The 21,071-nt window shown below is 57.9% G+C and carries 19 protein-coding genes and 1 riboswitch; of the genes, 6 read left to right on the top strand and 13 right to left on the bottom strand.

Features of this window, described 5'->3' with window-relative positions; all coding sequences use genetic code 11:
* The first annotated feature begins 58 nt into the window (after positions 1–58).
* Both DMP17_RS03590 and lpdA read left to right on the top strand, forming a co-directional pair.
* Entirely contained in the window at positions 59–397 is a 339-nt protein-coding gene (locus tag DMP17_RS03590; protein WP_337827715.1) for a hypothetical protein, read from the top strand.
* Positions 381–1,793, top strand: coding sequence for a dihydrolipoyl dehydrogenase (gene lpdA, locus DMP17_RS03595; RefSeq protein ID WP_337827716.1), 1,413 nt, complete (start codon positions 381–383; stop codon positions 1,791–1,793). The genes DMP17_RS03590 and lpdA overlap by 17 nt, the downstream gene beginning before the upstream one ends.
* Before the next feature lie 37 nt (positions 1,794–1,830).
* On the opposite strand, the gene DMP17_RS03600 is transcribed toward lpdA, so the two are convergent.
* Genes DMP17_RS03600 through DMP17_RS03615 form a run of 4 tightly spaced genes read right to left on the bottom strand, consistent with a single transcriptional unit; the run spans position 1,831 to position 6,371 of the window.
* The gene (locus tag DMP17_RS03600) at positions 1,831–2,598 is read right to left on the bottom strand and encodes an ABC transporter ATP-binding protein (RefSeq protein WP_337827717.1); all 768 of its coding nucleotides are present in this window, start codon (positions 2,596–2,598) and stop codon (positions 1,831–1,833) included.
* Positions 2,591–3,592: a FecCD family ABC transporter permease gene (locus tag DMP17_RS03605; RefSeq protein ID WP_337827718.1), complete on the bottom strand. Its 1,002-nt coding sequence runs from the start codon at positions 3,590–3,592 to the stop codon at positions 2,591–2,593. The genes DMP17_RS03600 and DMP17_RS03605 overlap by 8 nt, the downstream gene beginning before the upstream one ends.
* Entirely contained in the window at positions 3,589–4,437 is an 849-nt protein-coding gene (locus DMP17_RS03610; RefSeq protein ID WP_337827719.1) for an ABC transporter substrate-binding protein, read from the bottom strand. Before DMP17_RS03610 ends, DMP17_RS03605 begins: the two co-directional genes overlap by 4 nt.
* 5 nt (positions 4,438–4,442) lie before the next feature.
* Entirely contained in the window at positions 4,443–6,371 is a 1,929-nt protein-coding gene (locus DMP17_RS03615; protein ID WP_337827720.1) for a TonB-dependent receptor plug domain-containing protein, read from the bottom strand.
* A 79-nt stretch (positions 6,372–6,450) separates the two neighbouring features.
* Positions 6,451–6,640: riboswitch (cobalamin riboswitch) on the bottom strand.
* Between the two features lie 331 nt (positions 6,641–6,971).
* On the opposite strand from DMP17_RS03615, the gene mazG reads away from it, so the two are divergent.
* Positions 6,972–7,730 (top strand): nucleoside triphosphate pyrophosphohydrolase, encoded by a 759-nt coding sequence (gene mazG / locus DMP17_RS03620; RefSeq protein WP_337827721.1) that lies wholly within the window; start codon positions 6,972–6,974, stop codon positions 7,728–7,730.
* Positions 7,731–7,766: 36 nt separating this feature from the next.
* Here the strand turns inward: mazG and hflX are convergent, their stop codons facing one another.
* The 7 genes from hflX to dusB all read right to left on the bottom strand — a co-directional run bounded on the left by hflX (position 7,767) and on the right by dusB (position 17,131).
* Positions 7,767–9,104 carry a GTPase HflX gene (gene hflX, locus DMP17_RS03625; protein ID WP_337827722.1) on the bottom strand — a complete coding sequence of 446 codons (1,338 nt, stop codon included), beginning with the start codon at positions 9,102–9,104 and terminating at the stop codon, positions 7,767–7,769.
* Between the two features lie 29 nt (positions 9,105–9,133).
* Positions 9,134–9,655 carry an RNA chaperone Hfq gene (gene hfq / locus DMP17_RS03630; protein ID WP_337827723.1) on the bottom strand — a complete coding sequence of 174 codons (522 nt, stop codon included), beginning with the start codon at positions 9,653–9,655 and terminating at the stop codon, positions 9,134–9,136.
* 164 nt (positions 9,656–9,819) lie between these two features.
* Complete coding sequence (ntrX, locus tag DMP17_RS03635; protein ID WP_337827724.1) at positions 9,820–11,214, bottom strand: nitrogen assimilation response regulator NtrX; 1,395 nt, start codon at positions 11,212–11,214, stop codon at positions 9,820–9,822.
* 1 nt (position 11,215) lies between these two features.
* Complete coding sequence (locus DMP17_RS03640) at positions 11,216–13,507, bottom strand: sensor histidine kinase (protein WP_337827725.1); 2,292 nt, start codon at positions 13,505–13,507, stop codon at positions 11,216–11,218.
* Between the two features lie 77 nt (positions 13,508–13,584).
* Positions 13,585–15,024 (bottom strand): nitrogen regulation protein NR(I), encoded by a 1,440-nt coding sequence (gene ntrC, locus DMP17_RS03645; protein ID WP_337827726.1) that lies wholly within the window; start codon positions 15,022–15,024, stop codon positions 13,585–13,587.
* Positions 15,021–16,154 (bottom strand): two-component system sensor histidine kinase NtrB, encoded by a 1,134-nt coding sequence (locus DMP17_RS03650; protein ID WP_337827727.1) that lies wholly within the window; start codon positions 16,152–16,154, stop codon positions 15,021–15,023. The genes ntrC and DMP17_RS03650 overlap by 4 nt, the downstream gene beginning before the upstream one ends.
* Complete coding sequence (gene dusB, locus DMP17_RS03655; protein ID WP_337827728.1) at positions 16,130–17,131, bottom strand: tRNA dihydrouridine synthase DusB; 1,002 nt, start codon at positions 17,129–17,131, stop codon at positions 16,130–16,132. Before dusB ends, DMP17_RS03650 begins: the two co-directional genes overlap by 25 nt.
* Positions 17,132–17,211: 80 nt before the next feature.
* Here dusB and DMP17_RS03660 point away from each other — a divergent pair, with 80 nt between their 5' ends.
* Both DMP17_RS03660 and DMP17_RS03665 read left to right on the top strand, forming a co-directional pair.
* The gene (locus DMP17_RS03660) at positions 17,212–18,387 is read left to right on the top strand and encodes a bifunctional 2-C-methyl-D-erythritol 4-phosphate cytidylyltransferase/2-C-methyl-D-erythritol 2,4-cyclodiphosphate synthase (RefSeq protein ID WP_337827729.1); all 1,176 of its coding nucleotides are present in this window, start codon (positions 17,212–17,214) and stop codon (positions 18,385–18,387) included.
* A 56-nt stretch (positions 18,388–18,443) separates the two neighbouring features.
* Positions 18,444–18,944, top strand: a complete 501-nt coding sequence (locus DMP17_RS03665) for a CinA family protein (protein WP_337827730.1) — start codon at positions 18,444–18,446, stop codon at positions 18,942–18,944.
* Here DMP17_RS03665 and DMP17_RS03670 read toward each other — a convergent pair.
* On the bottom strand, positions 18,941–19,372 hold the full coding sequence (locus tag DMP17_RS03670; protein WP_337827731.1) for a type II toxin-antitoxin system RatA family toxin: 432 nt from the start codon (positions 19,370–19,372) through the stop codon (positions 18,941–18,943). The genes DMP17_RS03665 and DMP17_RS03670 overlap by 4 nt on opposite strands.
* Before the next feature lie 12 nt (positions 19,373–19,384).
* On the bottom strand, positions 19,385–20,326 hold the full coding sequence (gene lipA, locus DMP17_RS03675) for a lipoyl synthase (RefSeq protein WP_337827732.1): 942 nt from the start codon (positions 20,324–20,326) through the stop codon (positions 19,385–19,387).
* A gap of 83 nt (positions 20,327–20,409) precedes the next feature.
* Between lipA and DMP17_RS03680 the strand changes: the two genes are divergently transcribed.
* Positions 20,410–21,051, top strand: a complete 642-nt coding sequence (locus DMP17_RS03680) for a carbonic anhydrase (RefSeq protein WP_337827733.1) — start codon at positions 20,410–20,412, stop codon at positions 21,049–21,051.
* The last annotated feature ends 20 nt before the right edge of the window (positions 21,052–21,071 follow it).

A 21,071-nucleotide genomic window follows, 5' to 3' on the forward strand; every position in this document is an offset into this window, starting at 1 on the left:
AAGATGTTGTGCGGCCAGTTCGTGACACGCTGAATAAACAAGGTGCATCGGAGGAGTTATGCGCGCGCTTCATACGATCGGATTGGCTGGTGATGGCGACGAGGTTGAGGCCCTGCAGGACGCGGAAGAACGATTGGGAATAGCGTTAAATTATGAGGATGCACAACACTGGATTACAGTAGGGGATGTTTATGACAGCGTCATTCGGGCGCATCCTTCGCTCAATACACAACATGGTTGGCAAGATTTATGTTCGGCTCTGTGTGAGGCCGTAGGTTCCGACCCTCGCCGTGTCACTCGTGACACTATTTTGATTCAAGATACCAATATTTGGAAACAGTTTTCGGACCTTTTTGGTCGTATGATTAGGAAAAATACTAATGGCTCAAACCTATGACCTTATCGTTCTCGGCTCCGGTCCGGGTGGCTATGTTGCGGCGATCCGCGCGGCGCAACTTGGTCTTAAAACCGCGATTGTCGAGCGCGAAAATCTGGGGGGGATTTGTCTGAATTGGGGCTGTATTCCAACCAAAGCGCTGCTGCGGTCGGCGGAAATTTTCCATTATATGAGCCATGCGAAAGATTATGGCCTCGCTGCCGAGAAAATCAGCGCGGATCTGGACGCAGTGGTCAAGCGCTCGCGCGGGGTGGCGAAGCAGCTTAATCAGGGCGTCACGCATCTCATGAAAAAGAACAAAATCGACGTCCATATGGGCGACGGCGTTCTGACTGCTAAAGATAGCATCACCGTCACCAAGGACGGTAAAGCGACCGCGCTCAAGGCCAAGAATATCATCATCGCGACTGGCGCGCGCGCGCGCGAACTCCCCTTTGCCAAGGCCGACGGCAAGCGGGTTTGGACCTATCGCGCCGCCATGACGCCGCCCGAAATGCCAAGCAAATTGCTGGTCATCGGATCGGGCGCGATCGGGATCGAATTTGCGAGCTTCTATAATGATATGGGGGCCGAGGTCACGGTCGTCGAAATGATGGACCGTATCGTGCCGGTCGAAGATGCGGAAATTTCCGACTTCCTCCAAAAGGCGTTGACCAAGCAAGGCATGACTATCCTCACCGGCGCGGGCGTTGAAAAAATTGACGTCAAAGCCAATGGCATCACCGCCGCCATCAAGGGCAAAGATGGCAAAGTGTCGCCAACCGATTTCAGCCATGTCATCGTCGCGGTCGGCATTGCGCCCAATACCGAAAATATCGGGCTGGAGGCTTTGGGCATCAAAACCACCAAGGGCCATATCGACACGGACGGGCTATGCCGCACCAATGTAGCGGGCGTTTATGCCATCGGCGATGTGACCGCGCCGCCCTGGCTTGCGCATAAAGCGAGCCATGAAGGCGTGATTGCCGCCGAAGCGATTGCCCAAAGCCTTGGTAATAAGGACGTGCACCCCCATGCTATGGACAAGGCTAATATTCCGGGCTGCACCTATTGCCATCCGCAAATTTCGAGCGTCGGCATGACCGAGGCCAAGGCCAAGGAGGCCGGACGCAAAATCAAGGTCGGCAAATTCCCCTTCATCGGCAATGGCAAAGCGATTGCCTTGGGCGAAGCGGAAGGCTTTATCAAAACCGTCTTCGACGCGGAAACCGGAGAGTTACTGGGCGCGCATATGATCGGCGCGGAAGTCACCGAACTGATCCAGGGCTATACGGTCGGCAAGCAAGCCGAACTGGTTGAAACCGACTTCATCCAGACCGTTTTCCCGCACCCGACTTTGTCCGAAATGATGCACGAAGCGGTGCTGGCCGCCGAGGGCAGGGCGTTGCATATCTGATGGAGTGTTTGCGCCTCTGCTTGACGTGAGGCGCGCACTAGCCCTTGTGCAATCCTGAAACGCTAATCCCGTCTTGGGTAATCTTGGCGTCTATGCCATAGATTTGCGCAAGCCGCGCTGGCGTCATGCTGTCGCGCGGCGGGCCTTCTGCGACGATGCGCCCGTACTGCATCCAGACCAATCGGTCGGCAAAGCGGTAGGCTAGGGCGAGGTCGTGGATGACGACCAGCGCGCCATTCCCGCGCGCGACATAGGCTTTGAGCAAGTCCATCACTTGCCATTGATGCAACGGGTCGAGCGCGGCGAGCGGCTCGTCGGCAAGAATGAGCGGGGTTTGCGCGGCAAAACAGCGCGCCAGATGGACGCGCGCCATCTCGCCGCCGGACAGGCTATCCGACCGGCGGCCTGCGAGGGGGAGGGCATCAACGGCCTCCAAGGCATGGATCACGGCGGCCTCATCTTCGTCCGATAGCGTGTGCGGCGCGGCCCCATAGGCAAAGCGGCCAAGCGCGACAATATCGCGCACCAGCAACGGCCAAGCGAGCGGGCGGCTTTGCGGCAGATAGGCAATCGTGCGCGCGCGTTCCAACGGCGTAATCGCGGCAAAATCCTGCGCATCCAGCATCACACCGCCCGATACGGCTGTTTCCAACCCCATCAGCGCCTTCAAAAGCGTGGATTTCCCCGCACCATTGGGGCCGATTAGCGCGACCAATTCGCCCGGCGCAACGCTCAGCGACGCATCGCATACCAGATCGACTGTGCCCGCCCGCACCGTCAGGTTAATCGCGGCAAGCCTAGCCATGACGGATATTCCCCTGCTTGACCGCAATCCAGATAAACAAGGGCGCGCCGATTATGGCAATGATTACACCGAGTTGCAGCTCTACCGGTGTCGGCAATACGCGCACGATCATATCGGCGGCCAGCACCATCATCCCGCCAAGCAAGGCCGACGGAATGACCGCCCGCCCCGGATCATAGCCAGTAAGCGGGCGCACCAGATGTGGTGCGACCATCCCGACAAAGCCGATGGCGCCGCCCAAAGCCACACTCGCTCCGCTCGCAATACCGGCACCCAAAATGATGAATAAGCGCGTGCGCTTGAGGTTAACCCCAAGCCCGTGCGCGCTTTCCTCGCCTAAACTCAGCGCCGATAATGACCGGCGCTCCACCAACAGAAAAATCAATCCGATCAACATCAAAGGCAGGGTGTAGAGGAGATCATTGATGCTCCGGTTCGCCACCGATCCGAGCATCCAGCGCACCATATCGGCGAGCGAAAACGGGTTGGGCGCAAAGTTGAGCAGCAACGACATCAACGCCCCGGCAAGGCTCGACAGGCCGACACCGACAAGGATCAAACTCGCAACGCCCCGCGCGCGAATGGCCGCAATGCTCATCAGGCCGGTCGCTAAAAGCGCGGTGCTGATCGCCGCCAGTGGCACAATCACCGGCGACAGCGCACCATAGCCGAAATAGAGTGCAGTAGTCGCGCCAAAAGCGGCACTTGCAGAAATCCCCAATATGCCGGGTTCGGCGAGCGGATTGCGCAGCAGCCCTTGCAAGGCCGCTCCCGATGCGCCGAGGACAATGCCGATTGACAGCGCGGCCATGCTACGCGGCAGGCGGATGTCGAACAGGATGAGGGTGGTGCTGGTGTCGGCTTGGCCTGAAACGCCGCGCAAAATCTCGCTTAGCCCAAACGGTAATTGGCCGATGGCAAGCGAAGCCAGCACAAGCGCCACTAGGGCGGCACCCAGCAAGAAGGTCATGATGCGGCTTGTCGGGCGTTTCATAAACTTCTCCGCCCTAAATCTCTCCGCAGTGCGCCGAGTTTTTCCACCACATCGCCTGCCATCCAGTTGCTGCAACTCACCGATGCGCCCGATACTTCAAGACGCGGCACATCGCGCAGAATCTGCCGCACCAGCGGATGCCGCGCCGAAGACCAGGCATCCTGATCATGCGCGGGATTGTCGAAAAAGGCCATCAGCACCGCATCCGGTTTATCGCGCGTCAAGGCTTCAAGCGGCAGATTATGCCAACCGGCGCGTGTTTCATAATTGCGGAACCCGCTCGCGCGGATCATATCATCGATCATCGAGCCTGGCCCGCTCGTCACGCCGCCGGGGGTGACATAAAGGAGGGAAGGGGGCTTGCCCTGTTGTGCCGGTACCTCAAGCTGGCTGTCCAATCGCGCGGTCATATCGCGCCCTGCCGCTTCGGCCTCCAAGGCGCGCGCGGTGGTCATTGCCTGCGGACCAATATCGGCCAAAGTCGCCGCATAACCAAGCTGCACCACCTTGATTCCAGCCTTTTGCAGTTGCGCGTCGAGCATCGGCCCGCCGCCATAGCTTTTGACCACAATGGAGGGATTGACCTTGAGGATGCTCTCGATATCGGGCCGCACGCGTGGTAAGCCCATTGCACGCGGCACCGAAAATTCACGGTCCAGTTCTACCTCGCGCGAAACGCCAACAATGCGGCTGCGGTCGACAAGTTTCAACAACATCTGGTCGGCACAATAATCAATGCTGACGATACCGGACGGAGCATTGCCTGACAGGGCGGCGCGCGAAGCTTCCACTTCCGCGCGCCCGCACCCGTTCAGCAATATGATGCAGCCGATGATGGCCAGCATCCGCATCAATAGCGCGCCCGTACACCTACGCTCGCGGTCCGGCCCATGCTGTTATAGCCAAAGGCCGTCTGGTATCGCACATCGGTAAGGTTTTCGACCCGCCCGAACAGGCTCAGATATTGGCCCACCGGCACGTTGGCGCGCAGGCCGAACAATTGGTATCCGTCCAGACGAACACCATTATAAGCGTCGTCAAAACTGTCCGACACAATCCTCATATCGGCCGCAATCATCCAGCCTGACGGATGCTCGTAGCTGATCGCGCTGTTGAGGCTATGTTCTGGCCGCCGTGCAAGACGGTTACCGTTCGTGACGCTGTTCGCCGAAATATCCTTGGCGTTGAGCAGGCTGTAATTGGCCGTCACGACCAGATTGGGAATGGGCTGCGCGGTGGCTTCCAGTTCGATCCCGTTCGCACGGGTTTTGGTGAGGTTGAAATAGGTGCCCCACTGACGATTGCCGTCAAGACAGACTTGCGGTTTATCCGCGACCATTGTGCAATCGCCAAAAGCGATCTGGTTTTTGGACGTGCGCGTAAAGGCTGTCGCACCCAAAATCAGCGTGCCGTCAAGCAGACGCGCTTCGATGCCGCCATCGAAAGCGCGCGCGGTTTCGGGGGCGAGTTCCGGATTGCCATAGCCGCCGGCGCTGTCGTCAAGCTGGAACAGGGTAGGGGCTTTATAGCCTTCGCTGAAGCTGGTTTTGATACGCAGCGCGGGGCTTATTTTATAAGAGCCGCTCGCGGAAAAGTTAGTGTGGCCACCAAAGTCGCTATGATGGTCGTAACGCACACCCGTGACCAAATTGACGCGGTCATCAGGCTGGAACAGCCATTGCGCATAGGCGCTGTCGTCATGGTTGCTAGCGGTCAGGCTGCTCCACGCATCTGCGGTTTTGAGCCGGTTGGTTTCGCGCTCCAGTCCGAACAATAAGCGGTGCCCGCTCGCAACCGTCCAATCGCCTTTATAAGCGATGGTCTCGGTCTGTCCGCGCGCCTTGAAGCTTGCATCGCGCGTCTGTTCATTATCGAAATTGTCGCGGTTATAATCGGCAATGCTATATCCTATGCGGCTGACAAATTCGTCGTTGAGCAGCGAAATTTTAAGGCCGCCATAGCCATTGGCTTGCTGCGACGTCGAATAGGCCGGGAGATCGGCAATGCCGTTAACGGTGAAATCATAACCGTCGAGATCAACACGGTTATGCGCGTAAAAACCGCGCAATTCGACCGTTACTGGCGCGGCAAAGCTGATGTCCATGCGGCCATGCGCAAGATATTGGCGCATCCCGTCGGCTTCGGTGCCATTTGCCGCCGCGCTGATACCGTCCGTGTCATAATAGCCACCGCCAAAAGCGAAAGCGACGGGGCCGCGTTGGTCGGCAACACCGATGCTCGCACGCTTGCTGTCATGGCTGCCATATTCGGCCAAAGCCTGGACATTGAGGCCATGATCGTCGGGCGCGAGCGTCTGAATCGAAACCACGCCGCCAAGCGCCTGATTGCCCCAGGTCGTGCTGTTCGCACCGCGCAGCACTTCGAGCTGCTGGATATTGGTCGACAACAACGTCCCAAAGTCAAAGCCGCCGCCGGGCGAGGAAGGATCATTGACCGCGATGCCGTCGATGAGGACGCGGGTTTGTTCGGCTTCTGCGCCGCGGATACGCACGCCCGCAAAACCGCCAACCGGCCCGTTGCGCGAGATGGAAACACCCGGAAGGCGCGCGATCTGGTCGATGACGGTCGCGGTGCCTTGGCGCTCGATCTGGTCTTCGGTGAGGACGCCAATCGCGACATTGGCGTCGCTTTGCGGCTGTTCGATGCCCAGCGCAGTAACGATAATGGCCTCATCATCGCTATCATCGCGCACATCTTGCGCAAAGGACGGCGTAGACGACAGCGCAGCCGCGCTGGCAAGAAGAAGGTAGCGTTTCACAAAATCCCTTTCATAACAACATTATATATGCCGTTATTCAGGAACAATCCCGATCCGAAGGCACACCCCGTCCTCCAGATCCAAACGGCGATACGGGGCAGGTTTCCTGACTCGCCGGGTCAATGCGCTGTCGCTACCTTCCCAAAGCTAATGCCTTAGTGGTTTTGCTGCGGCAGTGCTCGCCGGTCACAGTTGCGGGGGCAGCGCAGGATTTCAACCTGATTCCCTCAATGTCCTTTTTCAAGGAACCGCCATATCTGCGGCGAGCCTCTAGACCGCAGAAAAACGGATTGCAAGGGCGAGAAGGGGGAAAATTGCCGCTGTGTCATTCGGGTGTCATGCGTGCCTGATAATCATTATATTTAACATAATATATATTATCGCACTTATGCGAATGGGCAAGAAGGGCTATATGACGGATATGTCTGTGGATTGTTGTCCACCCTTTCCGGTAGCAAATCGTGAATATCAAATGATCTTTGTATGCGCACAGCGATGATTTCCCAAAGACACTTATATTTGCATAGATTTATACGCACCAGCGCACCAAGCTGAATGTCATCGCTTTGAATTACAGCCGCGTCGCTCTAAGAGCCATCCATGACCGATTTACCTGCCGAACCGTTGAACCGGCTTCTTGCCATCATGCAGCGCCTGCGCGATCCGGACACGGGTTGCCCTTGGGATGTGCAGCAAAATTTTGCAACGATAGCGCCTTATACAATCGAGGAGGCTTATGAAGTGGCTGATGCTATCGAACGCGACGATATGGCCGACCTTAAGGATGAGCTTGGCGATTTGCTGTTGCAGGTGGTGTTCCACGCGCAAATGGCGCGCGAGGCCGGACTATTCGATTTTGACGCGGTGGCGCGCGGAATAAGTGATAAAATGGTTCGCCGTCACCCACATGTTTTTGGTGAAGGTAGCAATAGCATAGACTGGGAAGCTATCAAGGCCGCTGAACGTCGCGACAAGAGTGAAGATCCGAGCGCGCTTGCCGGTGTGGCCAAGAGCCTGCCCGCTCTGATGGTCGCCGAAAAGCTGCAGAAACGCGCAGCGCGGGTCGGGTTTGACTGGCCCGATGCCCAAGGTCCGCGCGACAAGATTATCGAGGAAATGGCCGAGCTTGATGCCGCGCCTGATGCACAAAGCCGTCAGGAAGAATATGGCGATTTATTATTCGCGATGGTGAATTTAGGTCGCAAATTGAAGATTGACCCTGAAGTTGCGTTACGGGCCGCCAATGCCAAATTCGAAGCGCGGTTCCGCGGCATGGAAACTCTTGTCGGCGCGGAACAATTTGCCGGGCTGAGCCTCGATGAACAGGAAGATTTGTGGCAGCAGGTGAAGGGGCAATAAAACCCCTCACCTTCAATAATTCTGTTAACTTTGCGCCTAGTCCTGTGACCACCGCCGGATGAATCGCGCATAATCCTTATCGGACAAGCGCGCGTCAACTGTGATTAGGTGCGCATTCTCGCCATCAGTTTCTTCCCGCAACACTTGCCCATGTTCATGCAGCCAAGCGAGCGCCATACCGTCGGCAGCATCAAGCGTCAGATGCCGCACACGATTGCCTATGGTGAGAAATTCCGCGATGAACGCGCGCGCTTCGGGAACGCCCTCACCGGTTAACGCCGACACCAGCGCAACATCGTCGCGGCGCGCGGCTTCTTCTTCAATATCCTTGCGTGCTTCGCCGTCCAAAGCGTCGATTTTATTCCATATTTCGATAACCGGAATGGCCGTTGCCGCTAGGTCGTCATCCCCCTGCCCGTCAGCATCCCGACCCTCACCGCGCACCCCCAATTCGGCGAGAACCAGTTCGACATCACGCTTCTGGGCGACGCTATCGCCATGCGAAATATCACGTACATGGACGATGAGATCGGCAGACAAAACTTCTTCAAGCGTCGCGCGGAACGCCGCAATCAACTGCGTCGGCAGGTTCGACACAAAACCCACCGTGTCGGACAGGATTACCTTATCGATGCCGGGCAACGACACTTGCCGCATGGTCGGGTCCAATGTCGCGAATAGCAAATCTTCCGCCATGACGGCACTACCTGTCAAACGATTGAAAAGCGTAGATTTTCCTGCGTTAGTATAGCCGACCAGCGCCACTACCGGCCAGGGCGCGCGTTGCCGCCGTTCGCGATGGAGCGAGCGGGTGCGTTTCACCTGATCAAGCTCACGGCGCAATTTTGCCATACGGTCGCGGATCATGCGGCGGTCGGCCTCGATCTGCGTTTCGCCGGGACCGCCGAGAAAGCCGAAGCCGCCGCGCTGGCGCTCCAAGTGGGTCCAACTACGCACAAGCCGGCCTTGCTGGTAATCAAGATGCGCAAGCTCGACCTGCAACCGCCCTTCCGCCGTCGCCGCGCGCTCGCCAAAAATTTCCAAAATAAGCCCGGTGCGGTCAATCACCTTGGCGTTCAAGGCTTTTTCCAGATTTTGCTGCTGCACCGGGGTGAGCGATGCATCGACCACCACCAGTTCGACGCCCAATTCTTCAAGTTTTTCGCCAAGTTCGGCAATTTGCCCCGACCCGAACAGGGTCGCAGGCTTGACCGAACGCACGCGCAAAATCTGGGCGTGGACAATATCGACGCCGATGGCGAGCGCGAGACCCTTGGCCTCTTCAAGCTGTGCGTCCACATCGCGCGTGGAGTTTTCCCCGTCGCGACGGACAATATCCGCAACAATGACCGCAGCGCGGGTACCCCGCGTCACCTCATTGTCCGCTTGTCTTGAAAATATACTCAATCGCCCTCGGCCGTTTCACTTTCGCCCGCAAGGTTGATCGGCCCCGACGGCTGCACCGTCGAAATCGCGTGCTTATAGACAAGCTGCACCATGCGGTCGCGTTCGAGCAACATACAGAAAAGATCATAAGCGGCGACCTCGCCTTGAAGCATCACTCCGTTCACAAGGAACATAGTGACCGAATCCTTGGCTTTATGGACAGCGCTTAAGAAGACTTCTTGCAGCAGGCGCGATTTGCTCTGATGCGCTTCAAAACTTTCACGGATCGGGGCCAAATCCATCGTCTGCGACGGCATGATGGTAGAAATGGCGTGCTTATACACCAGTTGCGATTGCCCATCGCGGCGCAGCAGGACCGAAAAATTATCAAACCAGGTGATAATGCCCTGAAGCTTTACACCCTTGACCAGAAACATGGTCACCGGCGTTTTGGATTTACGCAACCCGTTAAGGAATACGTCTTGAAGATTATTGACCTTTTCGGACATCGAATAAGCCCTCCGGTTCTTGGCGGGCACTTACCCGCAGGCGTCATTGAGACAATTGGGCAGCGGAATTGGTTCCGCCGTCAGCTTTGAATATATGGGGCATCCCCGAGAAGTCCAGTGAGTTAGCGTAAAAATATAACAATGTTTTGACATAGATTATAATGTTCGTGTCCGCCCAGAGCAGAGGACGTTAATCACCCCTCGTCCTCCCCTTCCCCACCAGCCTTACCGTCTGCAATACCGAGCAATTTCAATTTGCGGTGGAGCGCGGAGCGTTCCATGCCGATAAAGGTCGCGGTGCGCGAAACATTGCCGGAAAAGCGCCGGATCTGGACGCGCAGATATTCGCGTTCGAAATTTTCGCGCGCTTCGCGCAAGGGGGCACCCATTAGTGAAGTGGCCGGATTGCTGCTGCCATATTGGCCGCCCGCCACTTCATTGGGGAGCATATCGACGTCAATCTGGCCAAGCCGGTCGCTTGGCGCGAGGATCATCACGCGCTCGATGACATTGCGCAACTGGCGCACATTGCCCGGCCAATCATAAGCTTCCAGCGTTGCAAGCGCGTCGGCGGAGAGCGGCGGCGCGGCAATGCGGCGCTCATTGGCATAGCGAGCGAGGAAATGACTGGCGAGAACGCCAATATCCTCGCGCCGTTCGCGCAAAGCGGGCAGATGCACGGGCACGACATTGAGCCGATAATAAAGATCCTCGCGGAAACGCCGCTCGGAAATTTCCTCAAGCAGGTTGCGCGCGGTGCCGGAGACAATCCGCACATCGACCTTGACCTGCCGCGTGCCGCCGACCCGGGTAAAGCTCTGGTCGGTAAGAACGCGCAGGATTTTCCCCTGGGTGGTGAGCGGCATATCCGCCACTTCATCAAGGAAAAGCGTGCCGCCATGCGCTTGTTCAAGATAGCCGGGCTTGACCGTATTACCGTCGGCCTCGACACCGAACAGCTCTTCTTCGACCGTTTCCGGTTCCATGCGCGCAGCGGTGACGACCTGGAACGGGCCATCGGCGCGGTTGCTCCAGCTATGGAGGAGGCGCGCGGCGACTTCCTTGCCGACGCCCGAAGGCCCCGAAATCAGCACGCGCGATCCGGTCCCCGCTACCCGCTTCAAGGTCGCACGCACATTGTTCATCGCGGCGCTTGTGCCGGTCAGTTCCTGCACATGACCGACGCGCGCGCGGAGGGCTTCATTTTCGCGGCGCAAACGGTCGGTTTCGGTCGCGCGTTCGACCATGAGCAGCAATTTTTCCGCCTCGAACGGCTTTTCGATAAAATCTACCGCGCCTTTACGGATCGCGGCGACCGCCGTGTCGATATTGCCGTGACCGGAAATGACCAGCACCGGAATAGACGGATCGCGCGCCTTCACTTCTTCCAATAATTCGAGGCCATCCAGTTTGGAGCCCTGCAACCACACGTCGATCAGCGCGAGCGAGGGGCGACGTTCGGCAATGGCGGCGAGTGCATCATCGCTGTTTGCAGCGCTGCGACATTCATAGCCTTCATCTTCGAGCACCCCGGCGACCAGTTCGCGAATGTCGCGCTCATCATCGACGATCAGAATATCAAGTGCCATATCAACTACCTTGGATTATACGGGTGAGCGATGCGGGGATCCCCTCGCCTTCGCGTCCTTCATGGTCCGCAACCACAGCCAGCGGGCCAAGCGTTTGCGGGTCGAATATTAGGGTGACCACCGTGCCGCCGCCGGGCCGGTCTTCAAAACTGATTTCGCCGAAATGTTCTTCGACAATCTTTTTGACGATGGCGAGGCCCAGTCCCGTTCCCCCTTCCCGCGTGGTCATATAAGGCTCGACAATCGCCGACCGCTCCTTGGGCAAGCCGACGCCGGTGTCGCTGAGCGTAATCACCAACCGGTCGTGCTCGGGCTGATGGATGTCGAGTAAAATCACATCCTCGCCTGTCGCTTCGACAGATTTCGGTTTATGGTGAATGGCTTCCACCGCATTTTTGATAATATTGGTGAAAAGTTGCGCCATCTGGCGGCGGTCGCATACCATCGGGCTGATCTGCTCGCCCATATCCACTTCAAAACGGATTGCGGGATGCGCGACTTCATGCAGGAACATCGCCTGTTTTGCGAGTTCGGTGATATTTTCTTCGCGGAAGACGGGCTTAGGCATCCGCGCAAAGCTCGAAAATTCATCCACCATACGGCGTAAGTCGCCGACCTGCCGGACGATGGTTTCGGTCAGTTTGCGGAATGTCGAGCGGTCGCCTTCGACCGTTTCGCCATAGCGGCGCTGTAAACGTTCGGCCGCCAACTGGATAGGCGTCAGCGGGTTCTTAATCTCATGCGCAATACGGCGGGCCACATCAGACCAGGCCGCGCGGCGCTGGTCGAGCAATTGCTGGGTGATGTCCTCGAAGGTCACGACATAGCCTTGCTCGTCATGCACGGTTTTGGCCGCCAAGGTGCGTGGGTCGCCCTTGACCGCGACCTGCACAATCGCCTCGCCATCTTTGCGCGTGACAAATTCGTCCAGTTCAGGGGCAATATCGGCAAGCCTATGCCCGATTAAGGCGTGCCTATCCGACCCCAGCAAATGCTCGCCCGACCGGTTGAGCAGACGAATAATCCGTTCCTGATCGAGCGACATCACGCCCGATGACACGCCCGAAAGCACGGTTTCAATAAAGGAACGCCGCGCTTCCAACTGGCTGTTGGCTTGCAGCAAGGCGCTGGTCTGGCCGTTCAGTTGCAATGTCATGCGATTGAACGCGCTCGACAATGTGCCGATTTCATCCTTGCTGTTGGTTTCGGGGACGCGCACCGAAAAATCCCCCTCGGCCACACGGCGGGAGGCGGTGACCAGTTCCAGCACCGGATTGACGAGCCTGTCAGCAACCGCAAGCGCAATCCACACCGCCAGCCCGACAAGCGCGAGCGACAGCAAAAATAGCGCAATATTAAATTGTAACTGCAACTGTTTCGACCGCGCGAACAGGACATTATAGTCGGTCAAAACCGTCTGCGCGCGTTGCAACTGGCCCGACCCCAGCATTTCGGAATCACGCGAAACGTACAAATAAACCTGACTATCAGGGAGCAACAAAGTCGCCGCCGCATAGCGGTCCGGCCCGTCAATCGACACGACCTCATCCCCCGAAGATAGCGCGCGCGCAATAGCAGGGGTAATCCTGTCAGTCGCGGGTTTGCGGTCGGGGCTGAGCATCACGGGCGTGCGCGCAATACCGTCCTCGCCCACTTCGATAATCGCGGCCTGATTCAAGCGCCGCGTCACCGATTGCCAGATCAGATATTGTTGAAAGGGCTTACTCGTAATCGGCATGGCCGGAAATTGCGCGCGCAGGTCCGATGCCATCGCAACGGCGTTGCGCGTCACATCCGCGACATTTTCCTCATTATAACCGACCGCAAAGGACGCCGCATTTTCAAACATACCGCGTGATTTATCGGAAAACCAGAAATCGACGCCATATTGGAACAGCATCGAAGCAAAGATCGCCACCAGCAAGGTCGGAACCGCCGCAATCATCGAGAAAATAGCAACCAGTCGCACATGGAGCCGGCCATTGCCGCCAATCGCGGTGCGCTCGGCGCGGGCCTTGGCGATGCGGCGACCGAACAGGACGAGCAGCCCCATGGACGGCACAAGATTGGCAATGAGCAGCGCGGCAGTCGTCGCCGGTGTCAGCAGATTTTCCTTCTGCCAGCCTGATGTGAGAATGAAATAGGTGCCGATGGATACCGCGACAAAAGTTGCGAACACCAAAAGTTCGAGCAAAGCTGTAAAGCCCGACGATGCGCGCGGGTCTTCACCGCCGATTTCCGGCCCGCCAATCTCCGGCGCCTTCATGGCGTCAATCGACCTGTTCGCATCCATTGTGTCTTGGATACGACATTCACGTTGCAAAAGAAACACAGTAAATCGACGAACCGCCTTTTTCTGCGACGAAATTCCTATTTTAAGCCAAGCTGCTGCATCTTCTTGCGAAGTGTGTTGCGGTTGATGCCCAAATGTTCGGCTACGCGCAGTTGATTGCCATGATGATGGTCGAGCAGCAGCGTGATCAATGGGCGTTCGACCTCTTCGAGCAGATGGTCGTAAAGCTTGCCATAATAAGCCGGGTCAAGCAGGCTCGCTTCGCCCCGCGCCCGCACGGCATCGGAGAAACGAATTGGTATTGCATTGGTCTGATCGCGCGCATTGGCGGCATCGCTATCCAGCAACAGCGCGCTCACATCGCGCGCCGTTATGCGCGGGTCGCGAGCCAGGACGAGCAGCCTTTGCACGATATTTTTAAGCTCGCGCACATTGCCGGGCCAATCATGGCGGACAAGCGCATCGAGCGCGCCGGTTTCAAAGGCTTTTGCGGCAAGTCCTTCTTCCGCCGACAGCCGGATGAAATGGTCCACTAGCGCCGGAATATCTTCGCGCCTATCCCGCAGCGGCGGGAGCGCAATCGGAATGACGTTGAGCCGGTAATAAAGATCCTCGCGGAAGCGGTTTTGCCGCACCAGATCGGGCAAATCCTGATTGGTGGCCGCGACAATCCTTATGTCGGCCTTGATCGACCGCGCGCCGCCCACCGGTACAAATTCGCCCGATTGCAACACACGCAGTAGACGGGTTTGCGCTTCCATCGGCATATCGCCAATTTCATCAAGGAATAAAGTGCCGCCCTTGGCCTGCTCAAACCGACCGGTCGCGCGCGCATGGGCGCCGGTAAACGCGCCTTTTTCATGGCCGAACAGCTCTGCCTCTATGAGGTCACGCGGAATGGCCGCCATATTGACCGCAACAAAAGGCCCACCAGCGCGGCGTCCGGTTTCATGGATGGCCTGCGCAACCAGTTCCTTGCCCGTGCCGGATTCGCCTAGAACCAGCACCGACAGGTCGTTCGAGGCCAGTTTAGCTATGGTGCGGTAGACCGCCTGCATCGCGGTCGCGCGCCCGATAAGCGGCATGGCGTCAGGCTCGACCGGCTCCGGTAAAGCGGCACTTTCGGGCGCCGGACGGGTGAGTGCGCTGGCGACCACGCGAACCAATTCGTTGAGATCAAAAGGTTTGGGGAGATATTCAAACGCGCCCTGTTCTGCGGCGCGAATGGCAGTATTCAACGTATTTTGCGCGGACAACACGATGACCGATGCGATGTCATGATGGCTGCGGAGCGCAGCCAGTTCGTTCAAACCATTGCCATCGGGCAGGATCACATCGGTAATCATCAACCGGTAACGCGTCTCGCCAAGCGCACGGTTGCGTTCGGCAAGATTGGCGGCGCGGTGGAGCGCATAGCCTTCGCGCGCCATTGCGGTTTCGACGACAAGCGCAATCGCATCATCATCTTCGACCAGCAAAATCGGGTCGGGATTATTTGGGGCGCGGTTGAGGCTCATGCTTGGCTCACAGGAAGATGCAGACGGAAATGGGTTAAACTTTGTGCGCTATCCCTTTGATAACGCACCAGACCACCCATTTCTCGGACCAGCTTGTCGACCATCGCAAGACCAAGTCCCTGCCCCCCTGCTTGGCCGGATGCCCCAACGCCGAGACTGCGCCCCGACACAAACGGACTGAACATATCGTCGACCAGTTCTGGCGGCACGCCAGGGCCATTATCACTCACACAAATTTCGACCGGCAAGGCAATGCGTCCGCGTCCGTCGCCGCTGTCATAAGAGAGGCCATGACGATAAGCGGTGCTGATGGTGATGCACGGATTAGCTTTGTTAACAAGTGCTTCTGACGCATTTTTAAGAAGGTTTATCAATATCTGCACCAAGCCGTCGTGCGAAATGACGGCTTCGGGAAGCGACGGATCATAGCGTTCGACAACCGGAATATGTTGGGCAAATCCGGCCTTGGCGACCTCGCGCGCTTGATTGATGGCGGGGTAGATATTTTCGAGAGCGAGCGCGGGCGCTTGTTCCAGACTGAAATTCTGCATCGCGTCGATCAGCGCGGCGATCCGGTCCACTTCCGCACATATCAGATTGGAAAAACGCGATATGTCATCGCCTTGCGCGCTCTCCAGAAGTTGCGCAGCCCCCCGGATGCCCGATAGCGGATTTTTGATTTCATGCGCGAGCATCGCGGCGGCCCCCATCGCGGTGCGCGCGGCACTACCGGGCCGCAACGCACTTCCCTTGGCCGCATCGCCGCCATTGGGGAGCGCGACCAACCGGTAGCCTTCGCCGAAATGCGCGGGGCTGATGAGCAAATCAATCATATGGTCGCCGCCCCGCCCTAACCGCACCGCAATGTCGAAAGCAGAAAAACTCTTGCCCTCTCCTTCCAATATCCGGTCAAGCGGAACATCGGGCGACACGATAAGGTCGCCCAGCGCTGCGCCGATCATACCGCTGCGGGCCAGATTAAACAAATTTTCGGCCGCGGCGTTCGCCTCGACAATATAATGGTCTGCATCAATAATCAGCGTTGCGACAGGATGCGCGAGAACGGCGTCTCTGGCCGAATAGATAAGGCTCGCCGATGCGCTACTCACGCGGCTTTTCGCGTCAGCCATGGCGCGTAGAAACGCTCAAGCATATCCAGCACTGTGGCGCTGTCGGGTATCTGGTTGACCGCATTGCGGAATTCGGCGGAGCCGTGCAGTCCCTTGGTGTACCAGCCGATATGCTTACGCGCCATATTGACGCCGGTGGCCTCGCCATAATGGTCGAGCATCATCTTATAATGCGCGACGATCAACGCATATTGTTCGTCAAGATCAGGGTCCGCGCGGCGCTCCCCGGTTGCGAACCAATGTATGACCTGCCCCAAAAGCCAAGGCTTGCCATAGGCCCCGCGCCCGATCATCACGCCGTCTGCGCCGCTATGGTCGAGCGCGATTTCCGCATCCTCGATCGAACAAATATCGCCGTTGACGATGACCGGCAGTTTGACTGCTTGCTTGACCTTGGCGACAAAGCGCCAGTCGGCACTGTCGCGATACATCTGGCAGCGGGTGCGGCCATGCACAGTAATAAGCTGCGCGCCCAGATCCTCGGCAATATGCGCAAGTTCCGGCGCATTAAGGCTCGCATGGTCCCAGCCCATACGCATCTTGACCGTGACCGGCACTTTGACCGCCTTGACGGTCGCCTCGATAAGCTTGGCCGCAAGCGGCAGGTCGCGCATCAGCGCCGACCCGGCATCGCCATTCACTACCTTTTTAACGGGGCAGCCCATATTAATGTCGATAATCGCAGCCCCACGATCTTCGTTAAGCTTGGCCGCTTCCGCCATTTCTTGCGGGTTACAACCGGCAAGCTGCATCGACACCGGTTCTTCGACCGGATGCCAAGCCGCTTTTTGCAAGGATTGCCGCGTTTCGCGGATCATCGCGGGACTCGCGATCATTTCCGTCACATTAAGGCCCGATCCATAGCGGCGCACAAGCGTGCGGAACGGCATATCGGTGACGCCCGTCATCGGCGCCAGAATGACGGGATTTTCAATCTCGACGGGGCCGATCTTGATAGGGGTAAGTCGTGGGTTCATTGCGCTAGTGCCTAAAATTTAGGCAGCGCATACAGATTTTGCCATTGGCGGGCAAGAGGCGTGCGGCTATGGGCGGCAGCGTGAGCCAGGAACATGCCCGTTATGCCGCCATTATCGTCGCCGCCGGAACTGGCGCGCGCAGTGGTCAGGCCATGCCCAAGCAGTTTGTCGAGGTCGCGGGTAAACCGATGCTACGTTGGAGCGTCGAAACATTTGCAGCGGATTCACGCTGTGATGCGGTGATTATCGTCATCGGCGAAGGGCAAGAGGATGCGGCGCGTGGGGCGCTTAAGAGTTTGGACGGCATCACCTTCGTTATCGGCGACGCGACGCGGCAAATGTCGGTGCGCAACGGATTGGCAGCATTGGAGGCTCAGGCGAACCATCCCGATCTGGTGCTGATCCACGATGCCGCGCGGCCCTTTGTGCCGGAAGCGGTGCTTGACCGCTTGCTGGCCGCTTTAGCGGACAATGCGGGCGCGGTGCCGGTGCTGGCGGTCGCCGACACGATGGCCGCGAGCGAGGAGAAGCAACTCGGCGATATAGTCCCGCGCGACACTTTGCGCCGTATTCAAACCCCACAGGCTTTCCATCTGGCGGCCATTTTAGCTGCGCATCAAACAGCCCCCGATGATTTTGCGAGCGATGACGCACAACTATTGCGCCTTCATGGCGGCACCGTCGCGCTGGTCGAGGGGGCGAACGATCTCAACAAATTCACCTATGCGGAGGAATTTGCCATGGCCGGACATCGCCCCCCTCCCCCACCTACCCGTATCGCGATCGGGATGGGCTATGATGTCCACCGCCTTGTGCCGGACAAGCCGCTCTGGCTCGGCGGTATAGAGATTGCGCATAGCCACGGGCTTTCGGGGCATAGCGATGCGGATGCGGCGCTTCATGCGCTCACAGATGCAATTTTGGGCGCACTGGCCGAAGGCGATATCGGCCAGCATTTCCCGCCGTCAGACCCGCAATGGAAAGGCGCGTCATCCGACCGCTTTCTCGATTTTGCAGGGGCGCTCGTGCGCCAGCGCGGCGGGGATATTCACTCTGTTGACCTCACCATCATTTGTGAAGCGCCCAAAATCGGCCCGCACCGCACCGCGATGCAGTTACGGATTGCTGAAATTTTGCAATTATCGCCCGACCGCATTAGTGTGAAGGCAACAACAACCGAAGGATTGGGTTTCGCCGGACGCCGCGAAGGCATTGCGGCACAAGCTGTTGTCAGCATTGCCCTTCCCTTGACCTAACATCCCGAAAAAGAAGAATTTTATCCATGCCTACAGCCGCTGAATATTGGGTTCGCATGAGCGAGCTTGCTGCGACCATTTTGCAAGAGAATCGTGATGCAGGGCGCACTGTTGCAGTCGTGGAAAGCTGCACCGGCGGCATGGTGATGGCCGCCCTCACCTCGGTGCCCGGCGCATCCGATGTGTTCGACCGCGGCTATGTCGTCTATTCTGACGAAGCTAAAGTCCAGACTTTGGGCGTCGGATCAGATATTATCGAAACCTTCGGGTCGGTATCGGTTGCGGCCGCGTGGGCGATGGCGGTTGCGGCTATCGAAAAAAGCGGCGCAGATGTCGCCGTTTCTGTGACGGGCATTGCAGGGCCGGATGGCGGCTCGGAGAAAAAGCCGGTCGGCACAGTGGTGTTCGGGCGCGCGCGCAAGGGCCAGAATCCGGACCATATCCACACCGACCTCATCCATTTCGAGCCGACCAACCGCGATGAAATCAGGCGCTTGGCCGCGCTCCATGCTCTCGAACTTCTCTCGCCCTCGCGCGATGAGGAGGAAGAGGTTTAAGCGTAAAGCTTGGCTGCGCGGCGTTCGAAAGCGCCGATCATCTGCCGTAACGCACTATCGAACATCTGGCCTGCCAGCTTGTCGAACAGGCTGTTGCGGAAGGCGAAATCGACCATGAAATCGACTTTGCACCCGCCTTCAGGCCGGTCGGTGAAGCGCCATTCATTGTGCAGATGTTTGAGCGGCCCTTCGATATAATCAATGGTGATTGCCCCCGGGCGCTGTTTCAGCACGCGCGAGGTGAAACTTTCACGTAGCCCCGAAAAACCGACGATCATGTCCGCCATCATTTCCGTCTCGCTATCCGATCGCACGCGAATGGCGATAACCCAGGGCAGAAATTCTGCATAGCTTTTTACGTCGGCGACCAGATCATACATCTGGTCCGCCGAATAGGGCATGATCCGCGTTTCCTGATGCCGGGGCATGGGTGAAAATGCTTAACCCGCTTTGGCCGCAAGTTGCGCCTCGCGCGCGGCCTTCATCTTCGCAAAATCATCGCCCGCATGATAGCTGGAGCGCGTCAGCGGCGAGGAGGCAACTAGGAGGAAACCCTTGGCGCGCGCAATTTGCGCATAGGCATCAAAGGCTTGCGGCGTCACAAAGTCTATAACCTTGGCATGGCGCGGGGTCGGCTGGAGATACTGGCCCATCGTCAGAAAGTCGATGTCGGCCGAACGCATATCGTCCATCACCTGATGCACCTCCATCCGCTCTTCACCAAGGCCGAGCATTACGCCCGATTTGGTAAAAATGGTGGGGTCATGGCGCTTCACACTTTCGAGCAAACGCAGCGACGCATAGTAACGCGCGCCGGGCCGAATGGTCGGATACAGCCGCGGTACGGTTTCGAGGTTATGATTATACACGTCCGGCCGCGCAGCGATAATTGCTTCGACCGCCGCTTCATGTTTGTTGCGGAAATCGGGAGTCAAAATTTCGATAGTCGTGTCAGGCGTAGCGCGGCGCACCGCTTCGATCACCTTCACAAACTGGCTTGCGCCGCCGTCGGGAAGGTCATCGCGGTCAACCGAGGTCACAACAATATGGGACAGTCCCATGGTCGCGGCGACATCAGCGACATGTTGCGGCTCCAGCGGGTCCACCATGCGCGGCATCCCCGTTTTGACGTTGCAAAACGCACAGGCGCGCGTGCAGGTATCGCCAAGGATCATCACCGTGGCGTGCTTTTTCGACCAACATTCGCCGATATTGGGACAAGCCGCCTCTTCGCACACCGTCGCGAGATTTTTGTCGCGCATAAGTTTGCGGGTTTCGGCAAAACCGACACTGGTCGGCGCTTTGACGCGGATCCAATCGGGTTTGCGGGCGCGCGGCTCGCGCGGGGTTTCGGACGGGGTGATGGGACTCATATCGTTCATAGGCGATGCCAATAGCTGCAAAATTGCGACACTTCCACCCCCGCAGTTGCCAGCCGCACTTCATGCGCCTACCCCCTTGGTTCATGGTTCGATTCGAAGATATGATTAATGGATATCGCCGCTTCCGTAGCGGCGCTTGGCAAAGCTACCATGAGCGGTGGGAAGCCTTGGCGCACGGGCAAAAGCCCAAGGTCATGGTCATTGCCTGTTCTGACAGCCGGGTCGAGCCAACCAATATTTTCGATACCCACCCCGGCGAGATATTTGTCGTGCGCAATGTCGCCGCCCTCGTCCCCCCGTTTGAGACCACGCCCGGCCTTCATGGCGTATCGGCGGCACTGGAATTTGCGGTGCAGGTGCTGGGTGTCTCCCAGATTGTCGTGCTGGGACACGGCAGTTGCGGCGGCTGTCAGGCGGCTTTGTCGCAAGGGTTCAAGGATGCGCCTCCCGGGGAAGGCGGTTTTATCGCCAACTGGATCCAGATGCTCGATGATGCGCGCGAACGGGTAGCCGGCCGCCACGCCGATCTGGAGGGTAAAGCCGCACAACGCGACATGGAATTTGAAGCGGTCAAGGTCAGCCTTGAAAATCTGCGCACGTTCCCGTGCATCAAGACCAAGGAGGCCAAAGGCAATCTGACCCTGCACGGCGCATTTTTCGCTATCCATGATGGCATATTGCATTTGCTCGATGAGGCAACAGACGAATTTTCGCCCGTGCACTGAGTGGCTTTTGCCGCCGCAAT

Source organism: Pseudonocardia sp. TMWB2A, assembly GCF_017312135.1.